Below are 24,004 nucleotides of genomic sequence, written 5' to 3' on the forward strand. Positions count from 1 at the left end.
AGCGGCCATGGCAAAGACGAACAAGAACGCCGTGCAACCGCTCGCGCCGCACTTCGTGGCCGAGGTGAACCGCCCCGACCGCAACCGCATCGGTACGCGGATCAGCGATGCGATGGAGCTGCTGGACAGCCTGCATTGGGCGGCCGACAGGGCCATGTCCGATGACGACTACTGGCTTGTCCTGAGCCTGTTCCGCGCGTCCCTGCCATCGATCGGTGCGGCGCTTGAGGCGGCGAACGACGCCCTCGGCGAGTCGCGGCTCGGCCGGTACGTCTACAGCAATGACGTCACGGCCGGCGGGGCCGTTCTGTCGGTGCCGCGCGCGGCCGGCTGACGCTCCGCCGCTAGGCACCGTCGCATCATTCAATTCTTCGCGCGTCGGATCGCTGCTCGCCCGATATGGACTACTAATCGGAGAGTTGGCCGGCGCGCGTCCAGTGGGAACCTATGAGTCACGCACCCCTATCCGAATTCGAGCGGGCACGCGTCGCGCTCGGATATATCGCACCCGACGACCGCGACACGTGGCATCAGGTCGGGATGGCGCTCAAGGCCGAGTTCGGCGAAGAGGGTTTTGCCCTCTGGAACGAATGGAGCCAAGGCGCGCAGAACTACAACGCCAAAGACACACGCGATGTGTGGAAGTCGTTCAAGGGCGGCAAGATCACCATCAAGACGCTGTTTCACCTTGCCAAACAAGGCGGCTTCGATCCGCGTGCGCATCGAGCGAAGCCGGTCGATCCAACGGAGCGCGAGCGGCAGAAAGCCGACCGCGCGGCTCGCGAAGCGGCCGAGCTGGCGGAGCTGACCGAGAAACAGCAAGCCGCGTCGACGCTGGCTGAATCGATCTGGTCGGCGGCCGAGCCAGCGCCGGCCGATCACCCGTATCTCGTTCGCAAGCGCATCCCGGTCGACGCGCTACGTGTCTATCGCAGCGGCTTGTGCATCGGCACGGCCGCGTGCGACGGCGCACTCGTCATCCCGGCCCGTGACGCGGCCGGCAAGCTGTGGACGCTGGAATTCATCCTCACGGACGGGCAGAAGCGTTATCTGCCGAACGGCCGCAAAGCGGGCTGCTTCTCGTTGATCGGCGGCCCCGTGGTGTCCACGCTGCTGATTGGCGAGGGTTACGCCACGTGCGCGACGCTCGCGGCCGCGACCGGCTATCCGGCCGCCGTCGCGTTCGACGCCGGCAACCTGCAAGCGGTCGTGACGGCTCTGCGCGGTCAGTATCCGGACGCCCGCATTGTCGTGTGCGCCGACGACGACCACACGACGAAGGGCAATCCGGGCGTGACGAAGGCCCGCGCGGCGGCCGAGGCCGTCGCCGGCATCGTGGCCGTGCCCGACTTCGGTTCGAACCGTCCGGCGAACGGGACCGACTTCAACGACCTGGCTGCGCACGTCGGCCCGGATGCGGTGGCCGCCGCCGTGCGCGCTGCGCTTGCGCCGGCCGGCTCGGCGGATGTCGGCAAGGGCAAGGTTGCTCCAGCCGCCGCGAAGCCCGCCAAGCGCCCCAAAACGGCCCGCGCGCAGGACGGCAAGTCGCGGTTCGTCGTGGACGACAAGGGCGTATGGTTTCACGGCTTCAACAATCAGGGCGACCCGCTGCCGCCGCATTGGGTCAGCACGCGGATCGACGTGATTGCGGAGACCCGGAACGAGATGAACAGCGAGTGGGGCTACCTGCTCGAATTCACGGACCGTGACGGCATCCTGAAACGGTGGGCGGTGCCGGCCGGCCTCTTTGCCGGCGACGGCACGGAGCTGCGCCGCATGCTGCTGGATATGGGCGTGAAGCTCGGCGTCACGCAGATTGCCCGCACGCAGATCGCGAACTATATCCAGATGGCCCAGCCGGACGAGCGCGTGCGCTGCGTTCCGCGTGTCGGCTGGCATCACGGCGCGTTCGTGCTGCCTGATCGCGTCATCGGCACCGGCAAGGAGGCGCTGATCTATCAGGCCGATACACCGATCCAGAGCCAGTTCAAGGAGCGCGGCACGCTGGAGGACTGGCGACGCGAGGTCGCTGCCTACTGCGTCGGCAATAGCCGGCTGCTGTTCTGCGTCGCAACCGCCTTCGCTGGTCCGTTGCTGCACTTCTCCGGGCTTCAGTCGGGCGGTTTCCACTTGCTCGGCACGACGTCCAAGGGCAAGTCGACCGGCGGCGTCATCGCCGCGTCCGTGTTCGGCTCGCCGGACTACGTGCGGAGCTGGAAGGCGACTGACAACGCGCTCGAAGCCGTGGCCACGCAGCATAGCGACGCGCTGCTGATCCTTGACGAAATCGGGCAGGTCGAGCCGCGCTTGGTCGGCGATGTGATTTACATGCTTGCGAACGAGTCGGGCAAGGCCCGCGCCTCGCGTAGCGGCTCGGCCAAGCCCGTGCTCACGTGGCGACTGCTGTTCCTGTCGAACGGCGAAAAGAGCGTGTCCGCGCTGATGGCCGAGGGCAACAAGCCGATGAAAGGCGGTATCGAGGTGCGCTTGCCCGCGATCCCGGCCGAGGTCGGCGAAATGGGCGTCGTCGAGAAGCTGCACGGCTTCCCGACGCCGGCCGCGCTGATCGAGCATCTAGAGCGGCACGCCGGCATGCATTACGGCACGGCCGGCCCCGCGTTCATCGAGTGGGCGTCGTCGCAGGCCGGCGAGCTGGCCGAGCATCTGCGCATACGCGTCGACGAGCTGGTCGGACAATGGGTGCCCGACGGCTCGCATTCGCAGGTCGCGCGCGTCGCTAAGCGGTTCTGCCTCGTCGCGGTGGCGGGCGAGCTGGCGACGGCGCACGGGCTGACCGGCTGGCCGCAGGGCGAAGCGGTGGAGGCTGCACGTCGCTGCTTCGAAGGCTGGCTCGAACTGCGCGGCGGCACCGGCAACTCGGACGAGGCGGAAGCCGTGCGGCAGGTACAGCACTTCCTCGCCGCGCACGGCGACAACCGTTTCGTGTGGATGAACCGGGCGCAGGACGACCATCGGCCGAACGTGCCGCATCGAGCGGGCTTCAAGCAGCACGTGAAGCGCGACGAGCGGCGCACGCCCATCGCCTCCGATCGGGAGTATTACGCCGAGTTCGGCGGCAAGATGAGCGCCGACGATGCGGAAAGCGTCGAGACGGAATACCTGATCGAAGCGGCCGTGTTTCGCAAGGACGTGTGCGCCGGCTTCGATCACAAGATCGTCGCCAAGGCACTGATGAAGCGAGGCGTGCTGATGCCGCGTAGCGACGGCTATCCATACCGGCAGGAGTACATCCCCGGTCACGGCAAGTTCATGGTCTATCGCGTGCTGCCGTCCATCTTCACACTCGAACTGTGAAAGACGCCGCCGCCGTCCGGGAGGGCGGTGGCGGGCATTCCTTTGCGCGGCATTTTTGGCCCGTGCGTCAAAGTTACTTTGAGCGATCCGCTCCAGACGGAACCGGGCGGGCGCTTGCCGCGAATCTTGCCGCCACCGTAACAATCCAGCCCGGTTTATCTCCAGTATCTCCAGCGCTCTCCAAATCGTTTGGAGACACGCGAAGCCTTACCCCACAAGGCTTTGCGGCCGATTCAGGCGTTTATCTCCAACTCTCCAACTCGTTTTGCACTGAGCGGACAGGCGTCGACCGTCTGCGTCGACCGCGAAGCTATACGGGGCGCGGCTCTCCGGGATTCGAAGGGCGTCGAAACCGTGTTTTCGAGGGGGGCGTCCGCGATGCACACCAATCGGGCATTGTTACGTTGGCCGCAAGTGTCGAGGGCGAGCAAGGGACCCTGTAGCGGAGTCAATATGCGGGGGCTCACACCCGCGTCTTTTCTCTATCCCCGACACGCCAAGGGGGGTCATATTCATACGGAAATGCAGGTAGCCGGTAGTGCAGTGCCAACTCTGAAAAATCGGTGGGAGGTGCGCGGCAAGGGGGTCATACACGTCGCAGCATGGGTCTATCTTGCCGCCGCGATCGGGATGATTTCCGCCCCGGCTTTGAGCTTGTCGAGGTAGTCCGCCCACTGTTGCATCATCGAGCGTCGTGCCTTGATGAACTTTGTTCGGTTGTACGCCCGCCCAAGGCTGTCAGGGACGGTATGCGCTAGTTGGTGCTCGATTACTTCCGGCTTTTCCTCCAACTCTTCATGCAGGATCGTCCGTGCCATTGCCCGGAAGCCGTGACCGGTAATCTCGGTGCGAGTGTCGTAGCCGAGCCGACGAAGGGCTGCATTGATAGCGGCCTCGCTCATCGGCCGATTTCGGTCGCGAGCACCGGGGAACACGTAGACGCCTTCGCCAGTCAGGGCGTGAAGCTCGCGCAAAATCGTGACAGCCTGCGCGGCCAGCGGAACAAGGTGATCCGTTTTCGTTTTGTTGACGAAATAGCGCCATTCGCCTTTGTCGAGGTCGAATTGCGCCCATTCTGCCTTCCGCAACTCGCCCGGCCTAACGAACAGCATGGGGGCTAGCTTCAGCGCGCAGAGAACCGGGAACGTGCCTGTGAAGCCGTCGAACGCGCGAAGCATCTCGCCCACTTTCTCCGGCTCGGTGATTGAGGCAAAGTGTGTTGTCTGCGCGGGCGGGATTGCATCTACCAGATCGCGGGCCGGATCGGCCTTGCAGTGCCCCTCTTTGATGCCGTAGCGGAATACTCGGCTTATCTCGCTGCGGATGCGATGGGCGGTAAATCTCGCTCCGCGCCCGTCTACGCGCTTCAGTACAACCAGTATCTCCGGGGCGTCGATTTCAGCGATAGGGCGCTTGCCGAGCCATGGGAATACATCGTTCTCCATGCGGGCGAGCGTCTTGTCATGCTGCGCTGGCTCTACAGTCGTCTTGCGCTCGTCCATCCAGCCGCGAGCGACAACCTCAAACGAATTGGCGGCCGCGAGCAGGCTGGCTCTTTTTTCTGCCTTCTTCGCTTCACCCGGATCGATGCCGGCAGCGAGCTTTTCGCGGGCTTCGTCGCGCTTCTTCCGTGCGGTCGCCAATGTAACTTCCGGGTAGACGCCGAGCGAGTAGCGCTTTTCCTTGCCCCCAAATCGGTATTTGAGGCGCCACCCCTTGCCCCCGCTCGGGGCGATTTCCAGATAGAGGCCGCCTCCGTCGAACAGGCGCACGGGCTTGTCGGCAGGCTTGGCGTTCCGGATGGCTGTATCGGTTAATGGCACGGGGGCAACTCCTGACAGGTAAGGCAATTTCAGATGGGTTGCCCCCAATGTTGCCCCCGCTTGCCCCCGGCTGTCTACGCACCACACGGCACTTTGCCGGAATGAAAAAACCCGCGAAGCCTTGTGCTGTCGCGGGTTTTGGGACTTCCGGGAATTTCCCGGAACTACGTCATGGTGCCCAGGGCCGGAATCGAACCGGCACGCCTTGCGGCGGGGGATTTTGAGTCCCCTGCGTCTACCAATTTCACCACCTGGGCTTTGATCCTGGCCGCGCATGCGATTGTGCGCGGCGAAACGCAAATTATGGCGGAAAACGGGGCACCGGGCAAGCTTTCCGGCGGCCGCCAGTGTTACTGGCTCAGGTAGACGAACTGGCCGTGCTTCACGATCCCCATCACGCTCGCGCGTTGGTCGAGCCCCACATGGTCCTTGTTGCTGGTGTTGACGACGCCGTTCGGCACGACGAGCTCGTGCGCGCGTTCGAGCTCGCGCCGCAGCGCCGCGCGGAAGGCCGGCGTGCCGGGCTGCGCGGCCTTGAGCGCGCGGCCGACTGCGTCGGCAAGGCGCGGGTACACGCCCGCCGCGTCGCCAGCGAACTGCGTGACGGTGCCGGCGCCGTATTTCGCTTCATATGCATCGACGAACGCGAGCGCGGCCCTGCGGGCCGGATGGTCGGCCGGCAGCGTGCGCGCGACGACGACCGGCTGGGTCGGAAACAGCGTCCCGTCGACGTCCTTGCCGCCGAGCTTGATGAATTCCGGCGTCGCGATCCCGTGCGTCTGGTAGATCGCGCCCTTGTAGCCGCGCTCGATCAGCGTGCGCTGCGGCAGCACGGCCGGCGTGCCCGAGCCCGCGATCAGGATCGCGTCCGGCTTCGCCGCGATCAGCTTCAGCGCCTGGCCGGTAACGCTTGCGTCGGTGCGGTTGAAGCGCTCCGTCGCGATCACGCGGATCTTGCGGACTTCCGCGAAGCGTGTGAATTCGTTCAGCCAGCTGTCGCCGTAGCTGTCCGCGAAGCCAATGAAGCCGACCGTCTTCACGCCGTGGTTGGCCATGTAGCGCGTCATCACGTCGGCCATCGCGCTGTCGCTCTGCGCCATCTTGAATGCCCAGGTCCGCGCGCCTTCCTGCGGCTCGACGATCGCGCCGGAGCCGACCAGCGTAATCATCGGCGTCTGCGCGGCCGCCACCGCGTCGAGCGCCGCGAGCGCGGCCGGCGTGATGTTCGGCCCGACCACGACGTCGACGTGATCCTCGTCGACCAGCTTGCGGATGTTGCGCACAGCGGCGCCCGGATCGGACGCGTCGTCGAGCACCGTCACCTGCAGCGGCTGCCCGGCGATCGTCTTGGGCCACATCAGGATCGCGTTCTTGCTGGTGATGCCGATCGCGGCGGCCGGGCCGGTCGACGACAGGTCGACGCCGACCTTCAGGTCGGCATGCGCGGCCGCGCAGGCGAGCACGAGGGCGGCGCCGGCGGCGCGGCGCAACAGGGCGGGAAGCGTCATGCGGGATTCTCCGTCGGACAGCAAAAAGGGGCGCGATATGCGCCCCCGTGGTTATACACGCCGCTCAGAGTTCGTACGATTCGGATTCGCCCTTGAGCGCCTGTTCGATCAGCTTGCGGTTCAGCGTCGGCGACAGCAGCTCGACGAGCGTATACACATAGCTGCGCAGGTAGGCGCCCTGCTTGAGCGCGACGCGCGTCACGTTGCTGCCGAACAGGTGGCCGACCGGGATCAGCCGCAGGTTGCGGTCGCGCTCGGGATTGAACGCGATGTCGGCCATGATCCCGACGCCGAGGCCGAGTTCGACGTAGGTCTTGATCACGTCGGCGTCGATCGCCTCGAGCACGATGTCCGGCGACAGTCCGCGCAGCGCGAACGCGTGATTGATCTTCTTGCGGCCCGCGAACGCGTCGTCGTACGTAATCAGCGGATACTGCGCCAGATCGTCCAGCGTGACCGGCTTGCGCTCCAGCAGCGGATGGTCGGCCGGCACGACGGCCGCGTGGTGCCACTGGAAGCAGGGCAGCGACACGAGTTCCTTGTAGTCGGCGATCGCCTCGGTCGCGATCGCGAGATCGGCCTGGTCGTGGATCACCATCTCGGCCACCTGCGTCGGGCTGCCCTGCAGGATCGACAGGTGCACCTTCGGGAAGCGCTTCTTGAATTCGGCGATCGCGGCGGGCAGCGAGTAGCGGGCCTGCGTGTGGGTCGCCGCGATGGTCAGGTTGCCCTGATCCTGCGCCGCATAATCCTTCCCGACCCTTTTGAGGCTCTCAACCTCCTGAAGAATCCGCTCGACCGACGCGAGGATGATCCTGCCCGGCTCGGTGAGCGAGCGCACGCGCTTGCCGTGCCGCGTGAAGATCTCCACGCCCAGCTCGTCCTCGAGCTCGATGATCGCCTTCGATACCCCTGGTTGCGACGTGTAGAGCGCCTTCGCGGCCTCGGTGAGGTTGAAATTCTGCCGGACGGCCTCGCGCACGAAGCGAAATTGGTGCAGGTTCATTTATAACCCTTCCGCATATCAACAGAATTTTTTAGTCGTTTGAAATATAAGGCGAGTTTATTACGATTCACCGGAGTTTTTCAAATATGGATATCTGTTTTCGTCATTAGCAATCCACCCGGCAGCGGATGGTGGCGGTGACGGCGGAACGGAGATTCGGGCGCGACGTGGCTAGGACGTCGCGCGGTCACCACGAAAACCCTGGGGTCCCCGAATGTATCAGTACGACCAGTACGACCAGACGATCGTCGACGAGCGAGTCGCGCAGTACCGCGATCAGGTGCGCCGCCGCCTGTCGGGCGAGTTGAGCGAAGACGAGTTCCGTCCGCTGCGCCTGCAGAACGGCCTGTACATGCAGCGCCACGCGTACATGCACCGCATCGCGATTCCGTACGGCAACCTGCGCAGCGAGCAACTCCGCATGCTGGCGCGCATCGCCCGCGAACACGACCGCGGCTACGGCCACTTCTCGACCCGCTCGAACATCCAGTTCAACTGGGTCCAGCTCGAGGAAACGCCCGAGATCCTGGCGAAGCTCGCGTCGGTGCAGATGCATGCGATCCAGACGTCGGGCAACTGCATCCGTAACATCACGGCCGACCAGTTCGCCGGCGTCGCTCAGGACGAGGAGATCGATCCGCGTCCGTGGTCGGAAATCCTGCGCCAGTGGTCGACGTTCCATCCCGAATTCGCATGGCTGCCGCGCAAGTTCAAGATCGCGGTGTCCGGTTCGAAGGACGATCGCGCGGCCGTGCAGATCCACGACCTCGGCGTGTACCTGAAGAAGAACGCACAGGGCGAAGTGGTCGCGAGCATCCTCGCGGGCGGCGGTCTCGGCCGCACGCCGATCGTCGGCGCGGTGATCAAGGAAGACCTGCCGTGGCAGCATCTGCTGACCTACTGCGAAGCCGTGCTGCGCGTATACAACCGCTACGGTCGCCGTGACAACCTGTACAAGGCGCGTATCAAGATCCTCGTGAAGGCGCTGTCGCCCGCGAAGTTCGCGCAGCAGGTCGAGGAAGAGTGGCAGCACCTGAAGGACGGCCCGTCGACGCTCACGCAAGCCGAACTCGACCGCGTGTCGCAATACTTCAAGCCTCCCGTCTACGAGAAGCTCGCCGACACCGACGCGTCGTTCGAACAGCACCTGCTCGAGAACAAGGCGTTCGCGCGCTGGGTCGAGCGCAACGTCGCGCCGCACAAGGTGCCGGGCTATGCCGCCGTCACGCTGTCGCTGAAGGATCACCGCGTGGCCCCGGGCGACGCGACCGACGCGCAGATGGACCTGGTGGCCGACTGGGCCGACGCGTACTCGTTCGGCGAACTGCGCGTGTCGCACGAGCAGAACCTGATCCTCGCCAACGTGAAGAAGCGCGACCTGTTCGCGCTGTGGGAAAAGGCGAAGGCGGCCGGTTTCGCGACGCCGAACGTCGGCCTGCTGACCGACATCATCGCGTGCCCGGGCGGCGATTTCTGCTCGCTCGCGAACGCGAAGTCGATCCCGATCGCGCTGGCGATCCAGCAACGTTTCGACGATCTGGACTACGTGTACGACCTCGGCGACCTTTCGCTGAACATTTCCGGTTGCATGAACTCGTGCGGTCACCACCACGTCGGCAACATCGGCATCCTCGGCGTCGACAAGGACGGTGCCGAGTGGTACCAGGTGTCGCTTGGCGGCGAGCAGGGCACGGGCCGCAACGGCGCGCGCCTCGGCCGCGTGATCGGGCCGTCGTTCTCCGCGGAGGAAGTGCCGGACGTGATCGCGAAGCTGATCGACACGTTCGTCGAGGCACGCATCGACGGCGAGCGCTTCATCGACACGTACGACCGCATCGGCATCGCACCGTTCAAGGAGCGCGTGTATGCAGCGCGCCAGGCAGTGAACGCGTAACCAACCGGCTAGAAGGAATTTGCAGATGGCTTCGATTATCAAGAACCGCGCAGTGATCGACGACGCATGGCAGGTCGTGCGCGCGGCGGAAGACGGTGCGCTGCCCGCGGTCGACGCGTTGCCGGCCGGCAAGGTGCTGGTGCCGTTCGCCCTGTGGCAGGCCGAGCGCGCGGCGCTCGTCGCCGCGAAGACGAAGGACGAACTCGGCGTGTGGCTCGCGCCGGACAGCGAGCCGGCCGATCTCGTGGCCGACTTCGGTGCGATCTCGCTGATCGCCGTCGATTTCCCGCGCTTCGCGGACGGCCGCGGCTACAGCATCGCGCGCCTGCTGCGCGAGCGCCACGGCTGGACCGGCGAGCTGCGCGCGATCGGCGACGTGCTGCGCGACCAGCTGCTGTACATGTCGCGTTGCGGCTTCGACGCATTCGCGGTGCGTGCAGACAAGGACATCCGCGACGCGCTGAACGCGTTCGGCGAATTCACGCAGCGTTACCAGGGCGCGTTCGACGAGCCGGCACCGCTGTTCCGCCGCCGCGCCGCCGCGGCCGACGCCAAGGTGAGCGCATGAGCACCGCGACCGCACTGACGCCGGAACTCGCCGCGAAGGTCGAGCGCCTCGACGCACTGCTTGCGCAGATCGGCGCGCGCCACGAGAAGGTGAAGTTCGCGAGCAGCCTCGCCGCGGAAGACATGCTGCTCACGCACGCGATCCTGTCGAAGGGCGTGTCGATCGGCATCTTCTCGCTGAACACCGGCCGTCTGCACGCGGAAACCGTGGGCATGATCGACCGCGTGCGCGAGCGCTACGGCTACGAGATCGAGCAGTTTCACCCGCGCCAGGACGCGGTCGACCAGTACGTCGCCGAGCACGGCCTGAACGCGTTTTACGAAAGCGTCGAGCTGCGCAAGTCGTGCTGCCACATCCGCAAGGTCGAGCCGCTGAACCGCGCGCTGGCCGACGTCGGCGCGTGGGTCACGGGCCAGCGCCGCGAGCAGTCGGTCACGCGTGCCGAGCTGCACGAGGAAGAGCAGGACGAAGCGCGCGGGATCGCGAAGTACAACCCGCTCGCCGACTGGACGGAAGCCGATGTATGGGCGTACCTGAAGGCGTTCGACGTGCCGGTCAACCCGCTGCATGCGCGCGGTTACCCGAGCATCGGCTGCGAGCCGTGTACGCGCGCGATCCGCCCCGGCGAGGACAGCCGGGCGGGCCGCTGGTGGTGGGAGTCGCGCGACACGAAGGAATGCGGGCTGCACATCACGATCACGCCGATTCCCGCGAATGCCGAAGCCGGCGCCGCGCACTGAAAGCCGACAAGAAACCGAATATTGCGCCGCCTGCGACAGCGGGCGGCACGAACCCAGAAAAGAAGGACTGAAATCATGAGCACGACGCTCGAGCAATCCGCCTTTGCCCCGCCCACCGGTGCCGACGACCGCATGGGCCACCTCGACTGGCTCGAAGCCGAGTCGATCCACATCCTGCGCGAACTCGTTGCCGAATGCAGCAAGCCGGCGCTGTTGTTCTCGGGCGGCAAGGACTCGGTCGTCGTGCTGCACCTCGCGCTGAAGGCATTCGGCCTCGGCGCGAACCGCAAGACGACGCTGCCGTTCCCGCTCGTGCACATCGACACGGGCCACAACTACGAGGAAGTGATCGACTTCCGCGACCGCCGTGCGCAAGAGCTGGGCGCCGAGCTGGTGGTCGGCCACGTCGAGGATTCGATCCGGCGCGGCACGGTCGTGCTGCGCCGCGAAACCGATTCGCGCAACGCCGCGCAGGCCGTCACGCTGCTCGAGACGATCGAACAGCACGGCTACACGGCGCTGATCGGCGGTGCGCGCCGCGACGAAGAGAAGGCGCGCGCGAAGGAGCGGATCTTCTCGTTCCGCGACGAATTCGGCCAGTGGGATCCGAAGGCGCAGCGCCCGGAACTGTGGAGCCTGTTCAACGCACGCCTGCACAAGGGCGAGCACCTGCGCGTGTTCCCGATCTCGAACTGGACCGAGCTCGACGTGTGGCAGTACATCGCGCGCGAGAACCTCGAACTGCCGTCGATCTACTACGCGCACCAGCGCGAGATCGTACGCCGCAACGGTCTGCTCGTGCCGGTCACGCCGCTCACGCCGATGCGTGACGGCGAGACGAGCGAACTCGCGCAGGTGCGCTTCCGCACGGTCGGCGACATCAGCTGCACGTGCCCGGTCGAGAGCGATGCGGACGACGTCGAGAAGATCATCGCCGAGACGGCGGTGACCGAGATCACCGAACGCGGCGCGACCCGGATGGACGACCAGGCATCCGAAGCCGCGATGGAACAGCGCAAGAAGCAAGGTTATTTCTGAAGCACACGAGGACATTCACATCATGAGCATCATCGAGAACACCGAAGACCTCGGCGTGTTGCGCTTCATCACCGCGGGCAGCGTCGACGACGGCAAGAGCACGCTGATCGGCCGCCTGCTGTACGACAGCAAGGCCGTGCTGTCCGACCAGCTGTCCGCGCTGTCGCGCGCGAAGAACAAGCGCACGGTCGGTGACGAGATCGACCTCGCGCTGCTGACGGACGGGCTCGAAGCCGAGCGCGAGCAGGGCATCACGATCGACGTCGCATACCGCTACTTCGCGACCGCGAAGCGCAAGTTCATCATCGCCGACACGCCGGGCCACGAGCAGTACACGCGCAACATGGTGACGGGCGCATCGACCGCGCATGCGGCGATCATCCTGGTCGATGCGACGCGCGTGACGGTCGAGAACGGCGTTGCGGAACTGCTGCCGCAAACGAAGCGCCACAGCGCGATCGTGAAGCTGCTCGCGCTGCAGCACGTGATCGTCGCGATCAACAAGATGGACCTCGTCGACTACAGCGAAGCGCGCTTCAACGAGATCCGCGATGCGTACGTTGCGCTCGCGAAGCAGCTCGGCCTGAAAGACGTGCGTTTCGTGCCGGTGTCGGCGCTGAAGGGCGACAACATCGTCGGCGCGAGCGAGCGCATGCCGTGGTATGCGGGCGAGCCGCTGCTCGACGTGCTCGAATCGCTGCCGGTCGAGACGCAGGCCCATGACGCGCTGCGCTTCCCGGTGCAGTGGGTCGCACGCCAGGACGGCAGCTCGGCCGACGATTTCCGCGGCTACATGGGCCGGATCGAGTCGGGCGAGGTGAAGGTCGGCGACGAAATCGTCGTGCTGCCGTCGAACCGCACCGCGACGATCGCCGAGATCGTCGCGCCGGTGCCGGGCGGCACCGCGTCGGTTGCGCACGCGTTCGCGGGCCAGACGGTGACGATTCGCCTTGAACAGGACGTCGACGTGTCGCGCGGCGACATGTTCGTCACGACCGCCGAGACGGTCGCGCCGGCGAAGAAGCTCGAGGCGGACCTGTGCTGGTTCGACGAGACGCCGCTGTCGCCGCACCGCAAGTATCTGCTGAAGCAGACCACGAGCACGGTGTTCGCGAAGATCGGCGCGGTGAAGGAAGTGCTCGACGTGCATACGCTGTCGCACGCGACCGACCGCCAGGAACTGAAGATGAACGACATCGGCCGTGTGGCGCTGACGCTGCAGAAGCCGATCGTCTGCGACACGTACGACGCGCACCCGGGCACGGGCGCGTTCGTGCTGATCGACGAGGCGACGCATCATACGGTCGCCGCCGGCATGATCCGGGCGTTCTCGGCATAACCGGCGTTGAGCGCCGCCCGTGCGGGCGGCGCGCGCCGGTTGCCGTCCACGAGCAGGACAAGCGAAGCGACAAACATGGGCAAGGTGTATCTGATCGGAGCAGGGCCGGGCGCTGCGGACCTCATCACGGTGCGCGGCGCGCGGCTGCTCGAGCAAGCCGACGTCGTGCTGCACGACGCGCTCGTCGAGCCGGCGATGCTCGACCATGCGCCGAACGCGCGGAAAATCGCGGTCGGCAAGCGCTGCGGGCAGCGTTCGACCGCGCAGCACTTCATCAACAAGCAGATCGTCGACGCGGCGCGCGAGCATGCGTGTGTCGTCCGCCTGAAGGGCGGCGATCCGATGCTGTTCGGTCGCGCCGAAGAAGAAATGCGCGCGCTCGAGGCGGCCGGCATCGATTACGAGGTCGTGCCGGGCATCACCGCGGCGCTGGCCGGCGCGTCGACGCTGAAGCGCTCGCTGACGTTGCGCGGCGTGTCGCGCAGCGTCGCGTTCGCGACGCACAGCCGTGCACCGGGCAGCGACGAGATTCGCGAGGCCGCGCGCGCCGATTCGATCGTCTACTACATGGGCCGCGACAGCGCGCCGGGCATCGCCCGCGAATTGATCGACGCGGGCCGTGCGCCCGCGACGCCGGTGGCGATCGTCGAGGCCTGCAGCACCGTGCGCGAGCGCACGCTGACGCTCACGCTTGCGCAGATGGCGGCGGGCGACGCGCAGGCGTGGCTCGACCCTGCGGAACCGAGCCTGCTGATGATCGGCGATGCGTTCGCCGAACGCGTGCGGCGCGTGAAAGAGGGCGATGCGCTGCAGGACGCCGCTTGAGTCGAACGCGTGGTTTGCAGGCAAAAAAAGCGCTGGCTTCCGAAGCCAGCGCTTTTTTGTTTGGGCCAACGATTCGCTTATGCGTCGCGGCCGAGCTGGTCGATGCAGTAGCGTGCGATCGCATCGAGCACGCCGTCGTCTTCCCCGACGGCCGTCGCGCAATGGATCTCGATGCCCGGATGCGCGGCACGGCACGCGTCGACGAGCTGCGGCAGGTCGCGGCGCACATGGCCGCCCTGGCCGAAGAACACGGGCACCACGGTGATGCGCGTGCAGCCGGCCGCGACCTGCGCGGCAACGGCCGTATCGAGCGACGGCGTCATCAGCTCGAGAAACGCGAGCGACACGTGCGGGGCAGGGGAGCCGGCCGCGCGCAGCCGTGCGGCGAGCCGCTCGAACGGCTCGGCCCAGCGCGGATCGCGTGCGCCGTGGCCGAACAGGACGATACCGTGCGAACTCATGTCGAAGCCTCCGTCGTGACGGCGCTCAGTGCCGGTCGACCCATTTGAGCGCGAACAGGCCGAGCGCGAGATAGATGAGGCCCGGTGTCGCCGCGGTCAGCGGCGCGGGCCACGTGTTCAGCGTGCCGATGTGCGAGAACAGCGTGTTGAGCAGCTGGAAGCTCATGCCGAGCATGATGCCGCCGAACACCTTCACGCCGACCACGCCGGCTCGCGTATGCAGGTACGCGAACGGCAGCGACAGCACGAGCATCACGAACACCGCGAACGGGTAGAGCAGCTTGCGCCACAGTGCGATGTCGTAGCGCTGCGTGTCCTGCTGGTTTTCGCGCAAGTGCTGGATGTAGCGGAACAGGTTGATGAGCGACATCCGTTCCGGCGACACGAGCAGCACCGACAGGATCTGCGGCGTCAGGTCCGAGCGCAGCCGGTATTCGGGCAGCATCACCTGCTGCGACCGGTATACGGGGTTCAGCGCGTCGGCCGGTTCGCCGCTGATCGGCTTGATCGGCGTCAGTTCCGTTTCCGTCACGCCCTTGAGCAGCCAGTGGCCGGGCGGCTCGTAGCGGCCGGTCTGCGCGATCCGCACGTTCTGCAGCTGGAATTTCGAGTCGAATTCGTAGATGCGCACGTTGCTGATCGTCGAATCGGGCGACAGGCTGCCGACGTTGACGAAGCGCGTGACCTGCTCGCCGTTCTCGCGGGCCGCGAGCGTGTCCTTCACCCACACGCCCGACTGGAAGTTCGACGATACCGACGCACCGAGCGCCTGCAGCCGCACGCGTTCGGACAGCTGGTCGGCGTACGGGCCGACGAATTCGCCGATCAGGTAGGTGATGATCACGAGCGGAATGCCGATCTTCAGCAGCGAGCGCAGCGCCTGGTTGGTCGCGAGGCCCGACACGCGAAAGATCGTGAATTCCGAGTTCGCCGCCATTTGCGCGAACACGTAGATCGCGCTGATCAGCGCGGCGACCGGGATGATCTCGTAGAAGCGCGACGGGGTCTGCAGCGCGACGCGCAGCACCGCGTAGCCGAACTTGTAGTTGCCGTGCCCGACCGAGTTCAGTTCGCTGATCAGGTCGAAGAAGAAGAACAGGCCTGAGAACGCGAACAGGATGAAGACGAACGTGACGTAGATCTGCCGCGCGAAGTATTTTTCATAGAGCCGCATCGATCATGCTCCCGAGCGGCCGAACAGCGCGCGTGTAAACAGCGGACGATTGCGCACGCGCAACCAGAAGATGAACGCGACGATCGCCGCGACGACCAGGTGCAGGCCGACGAGGCCGACGCCGAACGACATCTTGCCCTGCTCGATCTGCGACTGCACGACGTTCAGCAGGTTCGAGTACGTGAGGTAGATCAGCACGGCCATCACGAGATTGATCGTGCGGCTGCGGCGCGGGTTCTGGTACGACAGCGGAATGCCGAGCACCATCAGGTTGATCGCGATCAGCGGCAGCCCCGCGCGCCACGCGAATTCAGCGAGGTTGTCGCGCGTCGGGTTGCGCAGCAGGTCGGGCGTCGGCGTGCTGTTGGTGGTCGGTACGTTGGTGACCGGCGTGTTCGTGATCTTCACGCCGTAGCGCTGGAACTCCATGATCTTGAAGTTCGGCTGGCCGGGCGTGCCGTCGTAGCGGCGGCCGTCCTCCAGTACGACGAAGCGATCGCCGTCCTTGGTTTCCGTGTGGCCGGTGTGCGATACCACGACGTTGACCTTGCCGTTCTCGGTCGACGTGACGAACACGTTCTGCACCTTGCTCTGGTCCGGCGACATCTTCTCGATGAAGAACACGCGATGGTTCGACGCCGATTCGCGGAACTGGCCCGGCGCGAGCAGCGAGATCTCGTCGCGCTGCTGGAAGCGCGCCTTGATCATCTTGCTCTGCTGGTTCGACCACGGCCAGCCGACGAACGCGAAGAACGCGATCAGCAGGATGATCGGCGTGGCGAACACGCCGATCGGCTTGATCAGGCGCGTCAGGCTCACGCCCGACGCGAGCCAGACGACCATTTCGGAGTCCCGGTACCACCGGGTCAGCACGAACAGGATCGACACGAACAGCGTGACGACGAGCATCACGGCGAGATAGCCGATCACGGTCAGGCCGATCAGCACGAGCACGTCGCGCGGATCGATTTCGCCGGACGCGGCATAGCCGACGATGCGGATCATCATCGTCGTGAGCATGATCGTGAGCAGCACCATGAACACGGCGCCAGCCGTATACGCAAGCTCGCGCTGGAGGGAGCGTTCGAAGATCATTCTTGATGAGAAGAGGGCGGGAGGCTGCGCACGCGTGGTGGAGCGCTCGCGCCGCCACGGGAAAAATAGCGGATAATTGCGGCTTTCATCCTTAGCCCAGATTTTATCCGAGGACAAGCGCGATGGACTTTAGCATAAAAGGCTGTGATTGGAGCAAAGGCGAGGCCAAGGGGTTCCTGACCGGGAAGTCCGACTGCATCGTGCTCGGCATCTTCGAGGCGCAGACTCTCTCGGGCGCGGCGCTCGACATCGACACGGCCACCAAGGGGCTGATCTCGCGCGTGGTGAAGGCCGGCGACATGGACGGCAAGCGCGGCAAGACGCTGTTCCTGCACGAGGTATCGGGCATCGGTGCGTCGCGCGTGCTGCTCGTCGGCCTCGGCAAGCAGGATGCTTTCAATCAGAAAGCCTACAACGACGCTGCGACGGCCGCATGGCGCGCGCTGCTGGCCACCAAGGTCGTGCAGGTCACGTTCACGCTCGCGCAACTGCCGGTCGACGAGCGCGGCTCCGACTGGGGCGTGCGTGCGGCGATTCTCGCGCTGCGCAACGAGACCTACCGCTTCACGCAGATGAAGAGCAAGCCGGAACCGGCGTCGCATGCGCTCAAGCGCGTCGTGTTCAGCGTCAATCCGGCCGATGAAAAGGCCGCGAAGCTGGCGGCCAAGCAGGCCGTCGCGCTGGCGAACGGGATGGACCTCACGCGTGACCTCGGCAACCTGCCCGGCAACGTGTGCACGCCGACCTATCTCGGCAATACCGCGAAGAAGATCGCGAAGGATTGGGGTCTGAAGGTCGAGGTGCTCGGCCTGAAGCAGATCCAGGCGCTCAAGATGGGCTCGTTCCTGTCGGTCGCGCGCGCGTCGGTCGAGCCGCCGCAGTTCATCGTGCTGCATTACCAGGGCGCCGCCGCGAAGGCCGCGCCGGTCGTGCTGGTCGGCAAGGGCATCACGTTCGACACGGGCGGCATCTCGCTGAAGCCGGGCGAGGGCATGGACGAGATGAAGTACGACATGTGCGGCGCGGGCTCGGTGCTCGGCACGATGCGTGCGGTCGCCGAAATGGGCCTGAAGATCAACGTCGTCGCGATCGTGCCGACCTGCGAGAACATGCCGGGCGGCAACGCGACGAAGCCGGGCGACATCGTCACCAGCATGAAGGGGCTGACGATCGAGGTGCTCAACACCGACGCCGAGGGCCGCCTGATCCTGTGCGACGCGCTCACTTATGCGGAACGCTTCAAGCCCGCGGCGGTGATCGACGTGGCGACGCTGACGGGCGCTTGCGTGATCGCGCTCGGCGGGCACAACAGCGGCCTGTTCTCGAAGGACGATGCACTCGCGGGCGAGCTGCTCGACGCTTCGCGCGAAGCGAACGATCCGGCTTGGCGCATGCCGCTCGACGACGAATACCAGGATCAGCTGAAGTCGAATTTCGCGGACATCGCGAACATCGGCGGGCGTCCGGCCGGCGCCGTGACGGCGGCGTGCTTCCTGTCGCGCTTCACCGACAGCTATCCTTGGGCGCACCTGGACATCGCCGGCACGGCGTGGAAGGGCGGCGCGGCGAAGGGCGCGACCGGCCGTCCGGTGCCGCTGCTCGCGCAGTTCCTGATCGACCGCGCGGGCCAGTGATGGCAGGTCTCACGACGATGCGGGTGCGCGGGCAATGACGCGAATCGATTTCCATTCGAACGTCGGCGATTCGCTCGCGTACGCGTGCCGGCTGCTGCGCAAGGCCTACCAGGCCGGGCAGCCGGTCGTCGTGCTCGCGGAACCCGCGCGCCTGCGCGCGCTCGACGAGCAGCTCTGGACGTTCTCGCCGCTCGATTTCATTCCGCACTGCGGCGTCGACAGCGCGCATGCGGCCGGCACGCCGATCGTGCTGACCGCTGATCTCGACCAGGCGCCGCATCACCACGTGCTGCTGAACCTCGGCGCGGCCGTGCCCGCGCAGTTCGCGCGCTTCGAACGCCTGCTCGAGGTGGTCGGCAATGCGCCGGACGAACTGGCCGCGGGCCGCGACCGCTACCGCTTCTACCGCGATCGCGGATACGCGCTGAACAACTACAAGCAAGGCAGCTAGCCGAAACCGTCGACGGAGCGTCCCCGTGACACAAGCCGAATCCTCTTCGATCCCGACGCTGACCGACGTGCTGGTGCCGGGCAAGCCGGTGCCGGCGCGTTCGTCCGCGACCGATGTGCCGCCGCGTGACGATGCCGGCGCCCCGGAGCGCACGGGAACCGACCCCGAATTCGTGGTGGTCGAGCCGGTGCCGACGCCGGACGTCCCGACCGTCGAACTGCCGGGCGACAGCGATGCGCCGGCGCAACCCGGTGCCGCCGGACACGTCGTCGCCGAGGAATCGGCTGCGGCGCATGCGCCGTTGCGCTCCGCGCTGGCCGATGACGAGGGGCAGCAGGCCGGCGTTGCCGCGACGCCGCGCGAGCCCGGTGAAGCGATGCCGTCCCACGCGGGCGCACCGGCTGCCGACGGGCTGGCCACCGATCATCCTGCTCGCGCAGCGCTCCCGGAGTCGCGTGCGGCCGCCGCGCTGACACCGGAGGACGCGCACCATATCGCCGAGCGTCTGCGCAATCGGCTGACGAATTATCTGACCGGGGAAGGGCGCGAGGCCATCGAGGCACGCTGCCGCGACGCGCTGCACGACCATACGGCCTGGCTGGTCGGCCAGATCACGCGCGAAGTGGCGCTGGCGCTCGAAACCGAAGTGATGGAATGGGTTCGCGACGCGGTCGACGAAGAGATCGCTCGCCGCCGGACGGGTCGTTCAGGCTGAGCGCACGGCGAGTGTCGTGCGCTGGCGCCGCGGGCGCGGCTCCGATCGCCGTTGCTGACGATCGCCGATCCGGTTGCAACGAGAGGCATGGAATCGTGCCGGGCGCCAGGCGCGGCGCGCGTGCACGCGCCCGGTCATCCAACTCAGTGGAGCGATAGCACCCACTGCGCGAGCGTGTGCGCCTCGACGCTCGTCAGCTGCGTATTGGCGGGCATCGGCACGCCGCCCCACACCCCGACGCTGCCCTTCACGATTGATTGCGCGAGGTAATCGACGGCGTCGGCACGTGCCGCGTACTTGCCGGCGATGTCGTGGAACGACGGGCCCATCAGCGGCTTGCCGACCGCATGGCAGGCCATGCAGTTCTTGCGCTGCGCGAGCACGAGTCCGTCGCTGGCCTGGTCGGCGTGTGCCGCCGCCGCGCCGCCGGTCAGCAGCGCCACGAGCAGCGCGCGCGATATCGTCTGTTTCATGCGGTTCTCCGCCGGCGGGAACGGCCGGCTTCACGGTCCGCGCATTATAAAAGCAAAGGGAATGCGCGTTTTGCGCGTTTCCCCGGCGGCCGTCTGCAATGGGGTCGCATGACCTGCGTGCCGCATCAACCGGTGACGGCACCCTTGTTCGCCGGGCGGGCGAGGGCTGCGTACTTGGCGAGCACGCCGCGCGTGTAGCGCGGTGCCGGCTGCTTCCACGCGGCGCGCCGGCGCGCGAGCTCGGCGTCGTCGACGTTCAGCTGCAGCACGAGCCGGTGCGCATCGATCGTGATCGAGTCGCCTTCCTGCACGAGCGCGATCGTGCCGCCGACGAAGGCCTCGGGCGCGACGTGCCCGACCACCATCCCCCAGGTGCCGCCCGAGAAGCGGCCGTCGGTGATGAAGCCGACCGATTCGCCGAGCCCCTTGCCGATGATCGCCGACGTCGGCGCGAGCATTTCCGGCATGCCGGGGCCGCCCTGTGGACCGAGATAGCGCAGCACCAGCACGTCGCCTGCGCGGATCCGGTCGCCGAGGATCGCGTCCATCGCGCTTTGCTCGTCGTCGAACACGCGCGCCGGGCCCGTGATCACGGGGTTCTTCAGGCCGGTGATCTTCGCGACCGCACCGTCTTGCGCGAGGTTGCCCTTCAGGATCGCGAGATGCCCTTCCTTGTACAGCGCGCGGTCGATCGGGAAGATCACCTTCTGGTCCGCGCGCGGCACGCCCGGCACGTCCTTCAGCTCCTCGGCGATCGTGCGGCCGGTGATCGTCATGCACTCGCCGTGCAGCAACCCCGCATCGAGCAGGATCCGCAGCACCTGCGGGATGCCGCCGGCCTGGTGCAGATCGGTCGCCACGTACTGGCCCGACGGCTTCAGGTCGCAGATCACCGGCACGCGCTTGCGGATGCGCTCGAAGTCGTCGATCGTCCAGTCGATCTCGGCCGCGTGCGCGATCGCCAGATAGTGCAGCACCGCGTTGGTCGAGCCGCCGGTCGCCATGATCAGCGACACCGCGTTCTCGATCGACGCCTTCGTGATGATGTCGCGCGGCTTCAGGTCGCGCTTCACGGCCTCGACCAGCACGCGCGCCGATTCGGCGGCCGAGTCGACCTTCTCCTGATCGGGGTTCGCCATCGTCGACGAATACATCAGCGACATGCCGAGCGCTTCGAACGACGAGCTCATCGTGTTCGCGGTGTACATCCCGCCGCACGACCCCGACGTCGGACACGCGTTCTGCTCGACACCCTCGAAATCTTCCTGCGACATCCGGCCCGCGGTGAACTCGCCGACCGCCTCGAACGACGACACGATGGTCAAGTCGCGGCCCTTCCAGTGGCCGGGCCGGATCGTGCCGCCGTACACGTAGATGCCCGGCACGTTCAGGCGCGCGAGCGCGATCATCCCGCCCGGCATGTTCTTGTCGCAGCCGCCGACCACCACCACGCCGTCCATCCACTGGCCCTGCACGCAGGTCTCGATGCAGTCGGCGATCACTTCGCGCGACACGAGCGAATACTTCATGCCCTCGGTGCCCATCGACATGCCGTCCGAGATCGTCGGCGTGCCGAAGATCTGCGGGTTCGCATCGGCCGCCTTCACGGCCGCGACGGCCGCGTCCGACAGCCGCTGCAGGCCCGAGTTGCACGGCGTGATCGTCGAGTGGCCGTTCGCGATGCCGATCATCGGCTTGTCGAAATCGTCCTTCTGGTAGCCGAGGGCGTAATACATCGAGCGATTCGGCGAACGGGCCACGCCTTGCGTGATGTGCTTCGAGCGACGGTTGTACGGCATGGGGGACTCCATCGTTGTATTGGCGACTCCCGCGAACGGCGCGCCGGTTCGGATCAATCAAGAATGGAGTTTCCGGTTTGGAATGTCCAATATATTATTTGTCGATTATTAAGTCGTTTTGCGAATGAGTGAGACATGGCCGACCCGACGCCCGATCTGCGCCAGTGGCGCTATTTCGTGACCGTTGCCGACGAGCGCCATTTCGGCCGCGCGGCCGAGCGCCTGTCGATGACGCAGCCGCCGCTGTCGCAGGCGATCCGGGCGCTGGAGGAGGCGCTCGGCGTCGCGCTGTTCGCGCGTACCAAGCGCTCGGTCGCGCTGACGGCGGTCGGCGCGGCGCTGCTGCCCGACGTCCGCCGGCTGCTCGCGTCGGCTGACGCGCTGCCGCCGCTCGCGCGGCGTCTCGCGCGCGGCGAAGCCGGTTCGCTGTCGCTCGCGTTCGTGTCGACCGCCGATTACGGGCTGCTGCCGTCGCTGCTGCGCGCGTTCGGCGCACGCTATCCGCACGTGCGGCTGCAGCTCGCGGAAGCGACGAGCGACGTGCAGATCGACGAACTCGTCGCCGGCCGCATCGACGCGGGGCTCGTGATTCCGCCGGTGCCGCCGCGCCACGCGGCCGGGCTGTCGTACCTGCCGGTCGTGCGCGAGCCGCTGGTGGTCGCGATGCCGGCGGCCGCGGCCCCCGGCGTGCCCGAAGACGAACCCGTGCATCTGGCCGAGCTGTCCGCGCTGCCGCTCGTCATCTTCCCGCGTCGTTTGGCGCCCGGCTTTTATGACATCATTACGGGCTGCTACGGCGCGGCGGGGGAAACCCCGCGCATCGGCCAGGAGGCAATCCAGATGCAGACGATCGTCAGCCTCGTGTCGGCCGGCATGGGCGTCGCACTGGTGCCGCAGTCGTTGCGTAACCTGCGGCGCACCGGCGTGGTCTATCGGCCGCTCGCCGGCGACGCACCGGTCGTCGAGACTGGCCTCGTGTGGCGCACGGGCGATGTCAGCCCGGTGCTCGCCGGCTTCATCGACGTCGTGCGCGCGCACGGTCTCGCCGCATGATGCGAACGATGGCGCGCCAGCGCCGTCCAATGCGCGGTGCGGCGCCGGTGCGAGCGCCGTACCGCATTCGAAAACTTCATCGCTAACCCATGATCATTCACCCGAATTTCGACCCCGTAGCGATCCATCTCGGGCCGCTGGCCGTGCGCTGGTACGGCCTCATGTATCTCGTCGGCTTCATCGCGGCGATCGTCGTCGGCCGGATCCGCCTGAAGCTGCCGTACGTCGCCGCGCAGGGCTGGACCGCCAAGGACATCGACGACATGATGTTCTACGGTGTGCTCGGCACCGTGCTCGGTGGCCGGCTCGGCTACGTGCTGTTCTACAAGGCCGACTTCTACTTCTCGCATCCGCTCGACGTGTTCAAGGTGTGGGAAGGCGGAATGTCCTTCCACGGCGGCTTCCTCGGCGTGACGCTCGCGATGGCCCTGTTCGCGTGGCAGCGCAAGCGCCACTGGCTGCAGGTCACCGATTTCGTCGCGCCGATGGTGCCGACGGGGCTCGCGGCCGGGCGGCTCGGCAACTTCATCAACGGCGAGCTGTGGGGCCGCGTGACCGATCCGAGCGCGCCGTGGGCGATGCTGTTCCCGGGTGCGATGCGTGACGACGCGGCGTGGCTGCCGAGGCATCCGGCGCTCGTCGAGAAGTGGCATCTCGCCGACGTGTTCATGCAGTACCAGATGTTGCCGCGCCATCCTTCGCAGCTCTACGAAATCGCACTCGAAGGCATTGCGCTGTTCTTCGTGCTCTTCTTCTTCTCGCGCAAGCCGCGGCCGATGGGCGCGATATCCGCGCTGTTCCTGATCGGCTACGGGCTCGCGCGCTTCACGGTTGAATTCGCGCGTGAACCGGACGACTTCCTTGGCCTGCTTGCCCTCGGCCTGTCGATGGGGCAGTGGCTGTCGCTGCCGATGATTCTCGCGGGCATCGCGCTGCTGGTGTGGGCGTACCGTCGCCGCGCGGCGAGCGTGGCGGCGTGATGTTGCTGCGTCATGCGGTTGCGTCACGCGCGAGCTGTGTGACGCATGACGCGTGATGCGATGCGGATGCGCACGATCGGCGTGCGCATCGATCGCAGACTCTCGAACGAAAA

General features: G+C 66.4%; 21 protein-coding genes and 1 tRNA gene. 13 read left to right on the forward strand and 9 right to left on the reverse strand.

Annotation, left to right across the window (positions count from 1 at the left end; all coding sequences use genetic code 11):
• The first annotated feature begins 7 nt into the window (after positions 1-7).
• Entirely contained in the window at positions 8-334 is a 327-nt protein-coding gene (locus BTE28158_RS23715; protein ID WP_151048979.1) for a hypothetical protein, read from the forward strand.
• A gap of 113 nt (positions 335-447) precedes the next feature.
• A complete protein-coding gene (locus tag BTE28158_RS23720; RefSeq protein WP_151048978.1) occupies positions 448-3,315 on the forward strand; it encodes a DUF927 domain-containing protein in 2,868 nt (955 codons plus the stop codon).
• 608 nt (positions 3,316-3,923) lie between these two features.
• On the opposite strand, the gene BTE28158_RS23725 is transcribed toward BTE28158_RS23720, so the two are convergent.
• From BTE28158_RS23725 to BTE28158_RS23740, 4 genes are all read right to left on the reverse strand, one after another.
• Positions 3,924-5,138 carry a tyrosine-type recombinase/integrase gene (locus BTE28158_RS23725; RefSeq protein ID WP_151048977.1) on the reverse strand — a complete coding sequence of 405 codons (1,215 nt, stop codon included), beginning with the start codon at positions 5,136-5,138 and terminating at the stop codon, positions 3,924-3,926.
• A 172-nt stretch (positions 5,139-5,310) separates the two neighbouring features.
• Positions 5,311-5,395 (reverse strand) — tRNA-Leu (locus BTE28158_RS23730).
• Between the two features lie 93 nt (positions 5,396-5,488).
• On the reverse strand, positions 5,489-6,646 hold the full coding sequence (locus BTE28158_RS23735) for an ABC transporter substrate-binding protein (RefSeq protein WP_151048976.1): 1,158 nt from the start codon (positions 6,644-6,646) through the stop codon (positions 5,489-5,491).
• Between the two features lie 64 nt (positions 6,647-6,710).
• Positions 6,711-7,652 (reverse strand): CysB family HTH-type transcriptional regulator, encoded by a 942-nt coding sequence (locus tag BTE28158_RS23740; RefSeq protein ID WP_009689198.1) that lies wholly within the window; start codon positions 7,650-7,652, stop codon positions 6,711-6,713.
• A gap of 214 nt (positions 7,653-7,866) precedes the next feature.
• Between BTE28158_RS23740 and BTE28158_RS23745 the strand changes: the two genes are divergently transcribed.
• From BTE28158_RS23745 to cobA, 6 genes are all read left to right on the forward strand, one after another.
• Positions 7,867-9,546 carry a nitrite/sulfite reductase gene (locus BTE28158_RS23745; RefSeq protein WP_124901030.1) on the forward strand — a complete coding sequence of 560 codons (1,680 nt, stop codon included), beginning with the start codon at positions 7,867-7,869 and terminating at the stop codon, positions 9,544-9,546.
• Positions 9,547-9,571: 25 nt separating this feature from the next.
• On the forward strand, positions 9,572-10,114 hold the full coding sequence (locus tag BTE28158_RS23750) for a DUF934 domain-containing protein (protein WP_151048975.1): 543 nt from the start codon (positions 9,572-9,574) through the stop codon (positions 10,112-10,114).
• Positions 10,111-10,854: a phosphoadenylyl-sulfate reductase gene (locus BTE28158_RS23755; RefSeq protein ID WP_151048974.1), complete on the forward strand. Its 744-nt coding sequence runs from the start codon at positions 10,111-10,113 to the stop codon at positions 10,852-10,854. The genes BTE28158_RS23750 and BTE28158_RS23755 overlap by 4 nt, the downstream gene beginning before the upstream one ends.
• Positions 10,855-10,929: 75 nt before the next feature.
• Positions 10,930-11,892 carry a sulfate adenylyltransferase subunit CysD gene (gene cysD / locus BTE28158_RS23760; RefSeq protein WP_059603846.1) on the forward strand — a complete coding sequence of 321 codons (963 nt, stop codon included), beginning with the start codon at positions 10,930-10,932 and terminating at the stop codon, positions 11,890-11,892.
• 22 nt (positions 11,893-11,914) lie between these two features.
• Complete coding sequence (locus tag BTE28158_RS23765; protein ID WP_059603843.1) at positions 11,915-13,231, forward strand: sulfate adenylyltransferase subunit 1; 1,317 nt, start codon at positions 11,915-11,917, stop codon at positions 13,229-13,231.
• 75 nt (positions 13,232-13,306) lie between these two features.
• Positions 13,307-14,056, forward strand: a complete 750-nt coding sequence (cobA, locus tag BTE28158_RS23770) for a uroporphyrinogen-III C-methyltransferase (protein WP_151048973.1) — start codon at positions 13,307-13,309, stop codon at positions 14,054-14,056.
• A gap of 77 nt (positions 14,057-14,133) precedes the next feature.
• On the opposite strand, the gene BTE28158_RS23775 is transcribed toward cobA, so the two are convergent.
• The 3 genes from BTE28158_RS23775 to lptF are packed head-to-tail and all read right to left on the reverse strand — an operon-like array spanning position 14,134 to position 16,786.
• Entirely contained in the window at positions 14,134-14,517 is a 384-nt protein-coding gene (locus tag BTE28158_RS23775; RefSeq protein ID WP_059603835.1) for a sirohydrochlorin chelatase, read from the reverse strand.
• Positions 14,518-14,542: 25 nt separating this feature from the next.
• Positions 14,543-15,691 (reverse strand): LPS export ABC transporter permease LptG, encoded by a 1,149-nt coding sequence (lptG, locus tag BTE28158_RS23780; RefSeq protein ID WP_059603833.1) that lies wholly within the window; start codon positions 15,689-15,691, stop codon positions 14,543-14,545.
• A gap of 3 nt (positions 15,692-15,694) precedes the next feature.
• Positions 15,695-16,786 (reverse strand): LPS export ABC transporter permease LptF, encoded by a 1,092-nt coding sequence (gene lptF, locus BTE28158_RS23785; protein ID WP_151048972.1) that lies wholly within the window; start codon positions 16,784-16,786, stop codon positions 15,695-15,697.
• A 122-nt stretch (positions 16,787-16,908) separates the two neighbouring features.
• On the opposite strand from lptF, the gene BTE28158_RS23790 reads away from it, so the two are divergent.
• From BTE28158_RS23790 to BTE28158_RS23800, 3 genes are read left to right on the forward strand one after another with little or no spacing between them, the layout of a single operon-like run.
• Positions 16,909-18,420 (forward strand): leucyl aminopeptidase, encoded by a 1,512-nt coding sequence (locus BTE28158_RS23790; RefSeq protein ID WP_151048971.1) that lies wholly within the window; start codon positions 16,909-16,911, stop codon positions 18,418-18,420.
• A gap of 34 nt (positions 18,421-18,454) precedes the next feature.
• Entirely contained in the window at positions 18,455-18,871 is a 417-nt protein-coding gene (locus tag BTE28158_RS23795; protein ID WP_059603821.1) for a DNA polymerase III subunit chi, read from the forward strand.
• A 25-nt stretch (positions 18,872-18,896) separates the two neighbouring features.
• Complete coding sequence (locus BTE28158_RS23800; RefSeq protein ID WP_151048970.1) at positions 18,897-19,586, forward strand: DUF2486 family protein; 690 nt, start codon at positions 18,897-18,899, stop codon at positions 19,584-19,586.
• A 143-nt stretch (positions 19,587-19,729) separates the two neighbouring features.
• Here BTE28158_RS23800 and BTE28158_RS23805 read toward each other — a convergent pair whose 3' ends face one another.
• Both BTE28158_RS23805 and ilvD read right to left on the reverse strand, forming a co-directional pair.
• Positions 19,730-20,059: a c-type cytochrome gene (locus tag BTE28158_RS23805; RefSeq protein WP_059603815.1), complete on the reverse strand. Its 330-nt coding sequence runs from the start codon at positions 20,057-20,059 to the stop codon at positions 19,730-19,732.
• A 125-nt stretch (positions 20,060-20,184) separates the two neighbouring features.
• Positions 20,185-21,858 carry a dihydroxy-acid dehydratase gene (gene ilvD / locus BTE28158_RS23810; RefSeq protein WP_151048969.1) on the reverse strand — a complete coding sequence of 558 codons (1,674 nt, stop codon included), beginning with the start codon at positions 21,856-21,858 and terminating at the stop codon, positions 20,185-20,187.
• 135 nt (positions 21,859-21,993) lie between these two features.
• Here ilvD and BTE28158_RS23815 point away from each other — a divergent pair, with 135 nt between their 5' ends.
• Complete coding sequence (locus tag BTE28158_RS23815) at positions 21,994-22,911, forward strand: LysR family transcriptional regulator (RefSeq protein WP_124901037.1); 918 nt, start codon at positions 21,994-21,996, stop codon at positions 22,909-22,911.
• 89 nt (positions 22,912-23,000) lie between these two features.
• Entirely contained in the window at positions 23,001-23,891 is an 891-nt protein-coding gene (gene lgt, locus BTE28158_RS23820) for a prolipoprotein diacylglyceryl transferase (RefSeq protein WP_059603806.1), read from the forward strand.
• Positions 23,892-24,004: the final 113 nt, after the last annotated feature.

This window comes from Burkholderia diffusa, from assembly GCF_902499115.1.
In the GTDB taxonomy this organism is placed as follows: Bacteria; Pseudomonadota; Gammaproteobacteria; order Burkholderiales; family Burkholderiaceae; genus Burkholderia; species Burkholderia diffusa.

What these genes read in the sequence shown, in the direction of transcription:
- BTE28158_RS23715 (WP_151048979.1), top strand. Translation starts at nt 8, where the DNA reads ATGGCAAAGACGAACAAGAACGCCGTGCAACCGCTCGCGCCGCACTTC.
- BTE28158_RS23720 (WP_151048978.1), top strand. Translation starts at nt 448, where the DNA reads ATGAGTCACGCACCCCTATCCGAATTCGAGCGGGCACGCGTCGCGCTC.
- BTE28158_RS23735 (WP_151048976.1), bottom strand. Translation starts at nt 6,646, where the DNA reads ATGACGCTTCCCGCCCTGTTGCGCCGCGCCGCCGGCGCCGCCCTCGTG.
- BTE28158_RS23740 (WP_009689198.1), bottom strand. Translation starts at nt 7,652, where the DNA reads ATGAACCTGCACCAATTTCGCTTCGTGCGCGAGGCCGTCCGGCAGAAT.
- BTE28158_RS23745 (WP_124901030.1), top strand. Translation starts at nt 7,867, where the DNA reads ATGTATCAGTACGACCAGTACGACCAGACGATCGTCGACGAGCGAGTC.
- BTE28158_RS23750 (WP_151048975.1), top strand. Translation starts at nt 9,572, where the DNA reads ATGGCTTCGATTATCAAGAACCGCGCAGTGATCGACGACGCATGGCAG.
- BTE28158_RS23755 (WP_151048974.1), top strand. Translation starts at nt 10,111, where the DNA reads ATGAGCACCGCGACCGCACTGACGCCGGAACTCGCCGCGAAGGTCGAG.
- cysD (WP_059603846.1), top strand. Translation starts at nt 10,930, where the DNA reads ATGAGCACGACGCTCGAGCAATCCGCCTTTGCCCCGCCCACCGGTGCC.
- BTE28158_RS23765 (WP_059603843.1), top strand. Translation starts at nt 11,915, where the DNA reads ATGAGCATCATCGAGAACACCGAAGACCTCGGCGTGTTGCGCTTCATC.
- cobA (WP_151048973.1), top strand. Translation starts at nt 13,307, where the DNA reads ATGGGCAAGGTGTATCTGATCGGAGCAGGGCCGGGCGCTGCGGACCTC.
- BTE28158_RS23775 (WP_059603835.1), bottom strand. Translation starts at nt 14,517, where the DNA reads ATGAGTTCGCACGGTATCGTCCTGTTCGGCCACGGCGCACGCGATCCG.
- lptG (WP_059603833.1), bottom strand. Translation starts at nt 15,691, where the DNA reads ATGCGGCTCTATGAAAAATACTTCGCGCGGCAGATCTACGTCACGTTC.
- lptF (WP_151048972.1), bottom strand. Translation starts at nt 16,786, where the DNA reads ATGATCTTCGAACGCTCCCTCCAGCGCGAGCTTGCGTATACGGCTGGC.
- BTE28158_RS23790 (WP_151048971.1), top strand. Translation starts at nt 16,909, where the DNA reads ATGGACTTTAGCATAAAAGGCTGTGATTGGAGCAAAGGCGAGGCCAAG.
- BTE28158_RS23795 (WP_059603821.1), top strand. Translation starts at nt 18,455, where the DNA reads ATGACGCGAATCGATTTCCATTCGAACGTCGGCGATTCGCTCGCGTAC.
- BTE28158_RS23805 (WP_059603815.1), bottom strand. Translation starts at nt 20,059, where the DNA reads ATGAAACAGACGATATCGCGCGCGCTGCTCGTGGCGCTGCTGACCGGC.
- ilvD (WP_151048969.1), bottom strand. Translation starts at nt 21,858, where the DNA reads ATGCCGTACAACCGTCGCTCGAAGCACATCACGCAAGGCGTGGCCCGT.
- BTE28158_RS23815 (WP_124901037.1), top strand. Translation starts at nt 21,994, where the DNA reads ATGGCCGACCCGACGCCCGATCTGCGCCAGTGGCGCTATTTCGTGACC.
- lgt (WP_059603806.1), top strand. Translation starts at nt 23,001, where the DNA reads ATGATCATTCACCCGAATTTCGACCCCGTAGCGATCCATCTCGGGCCG.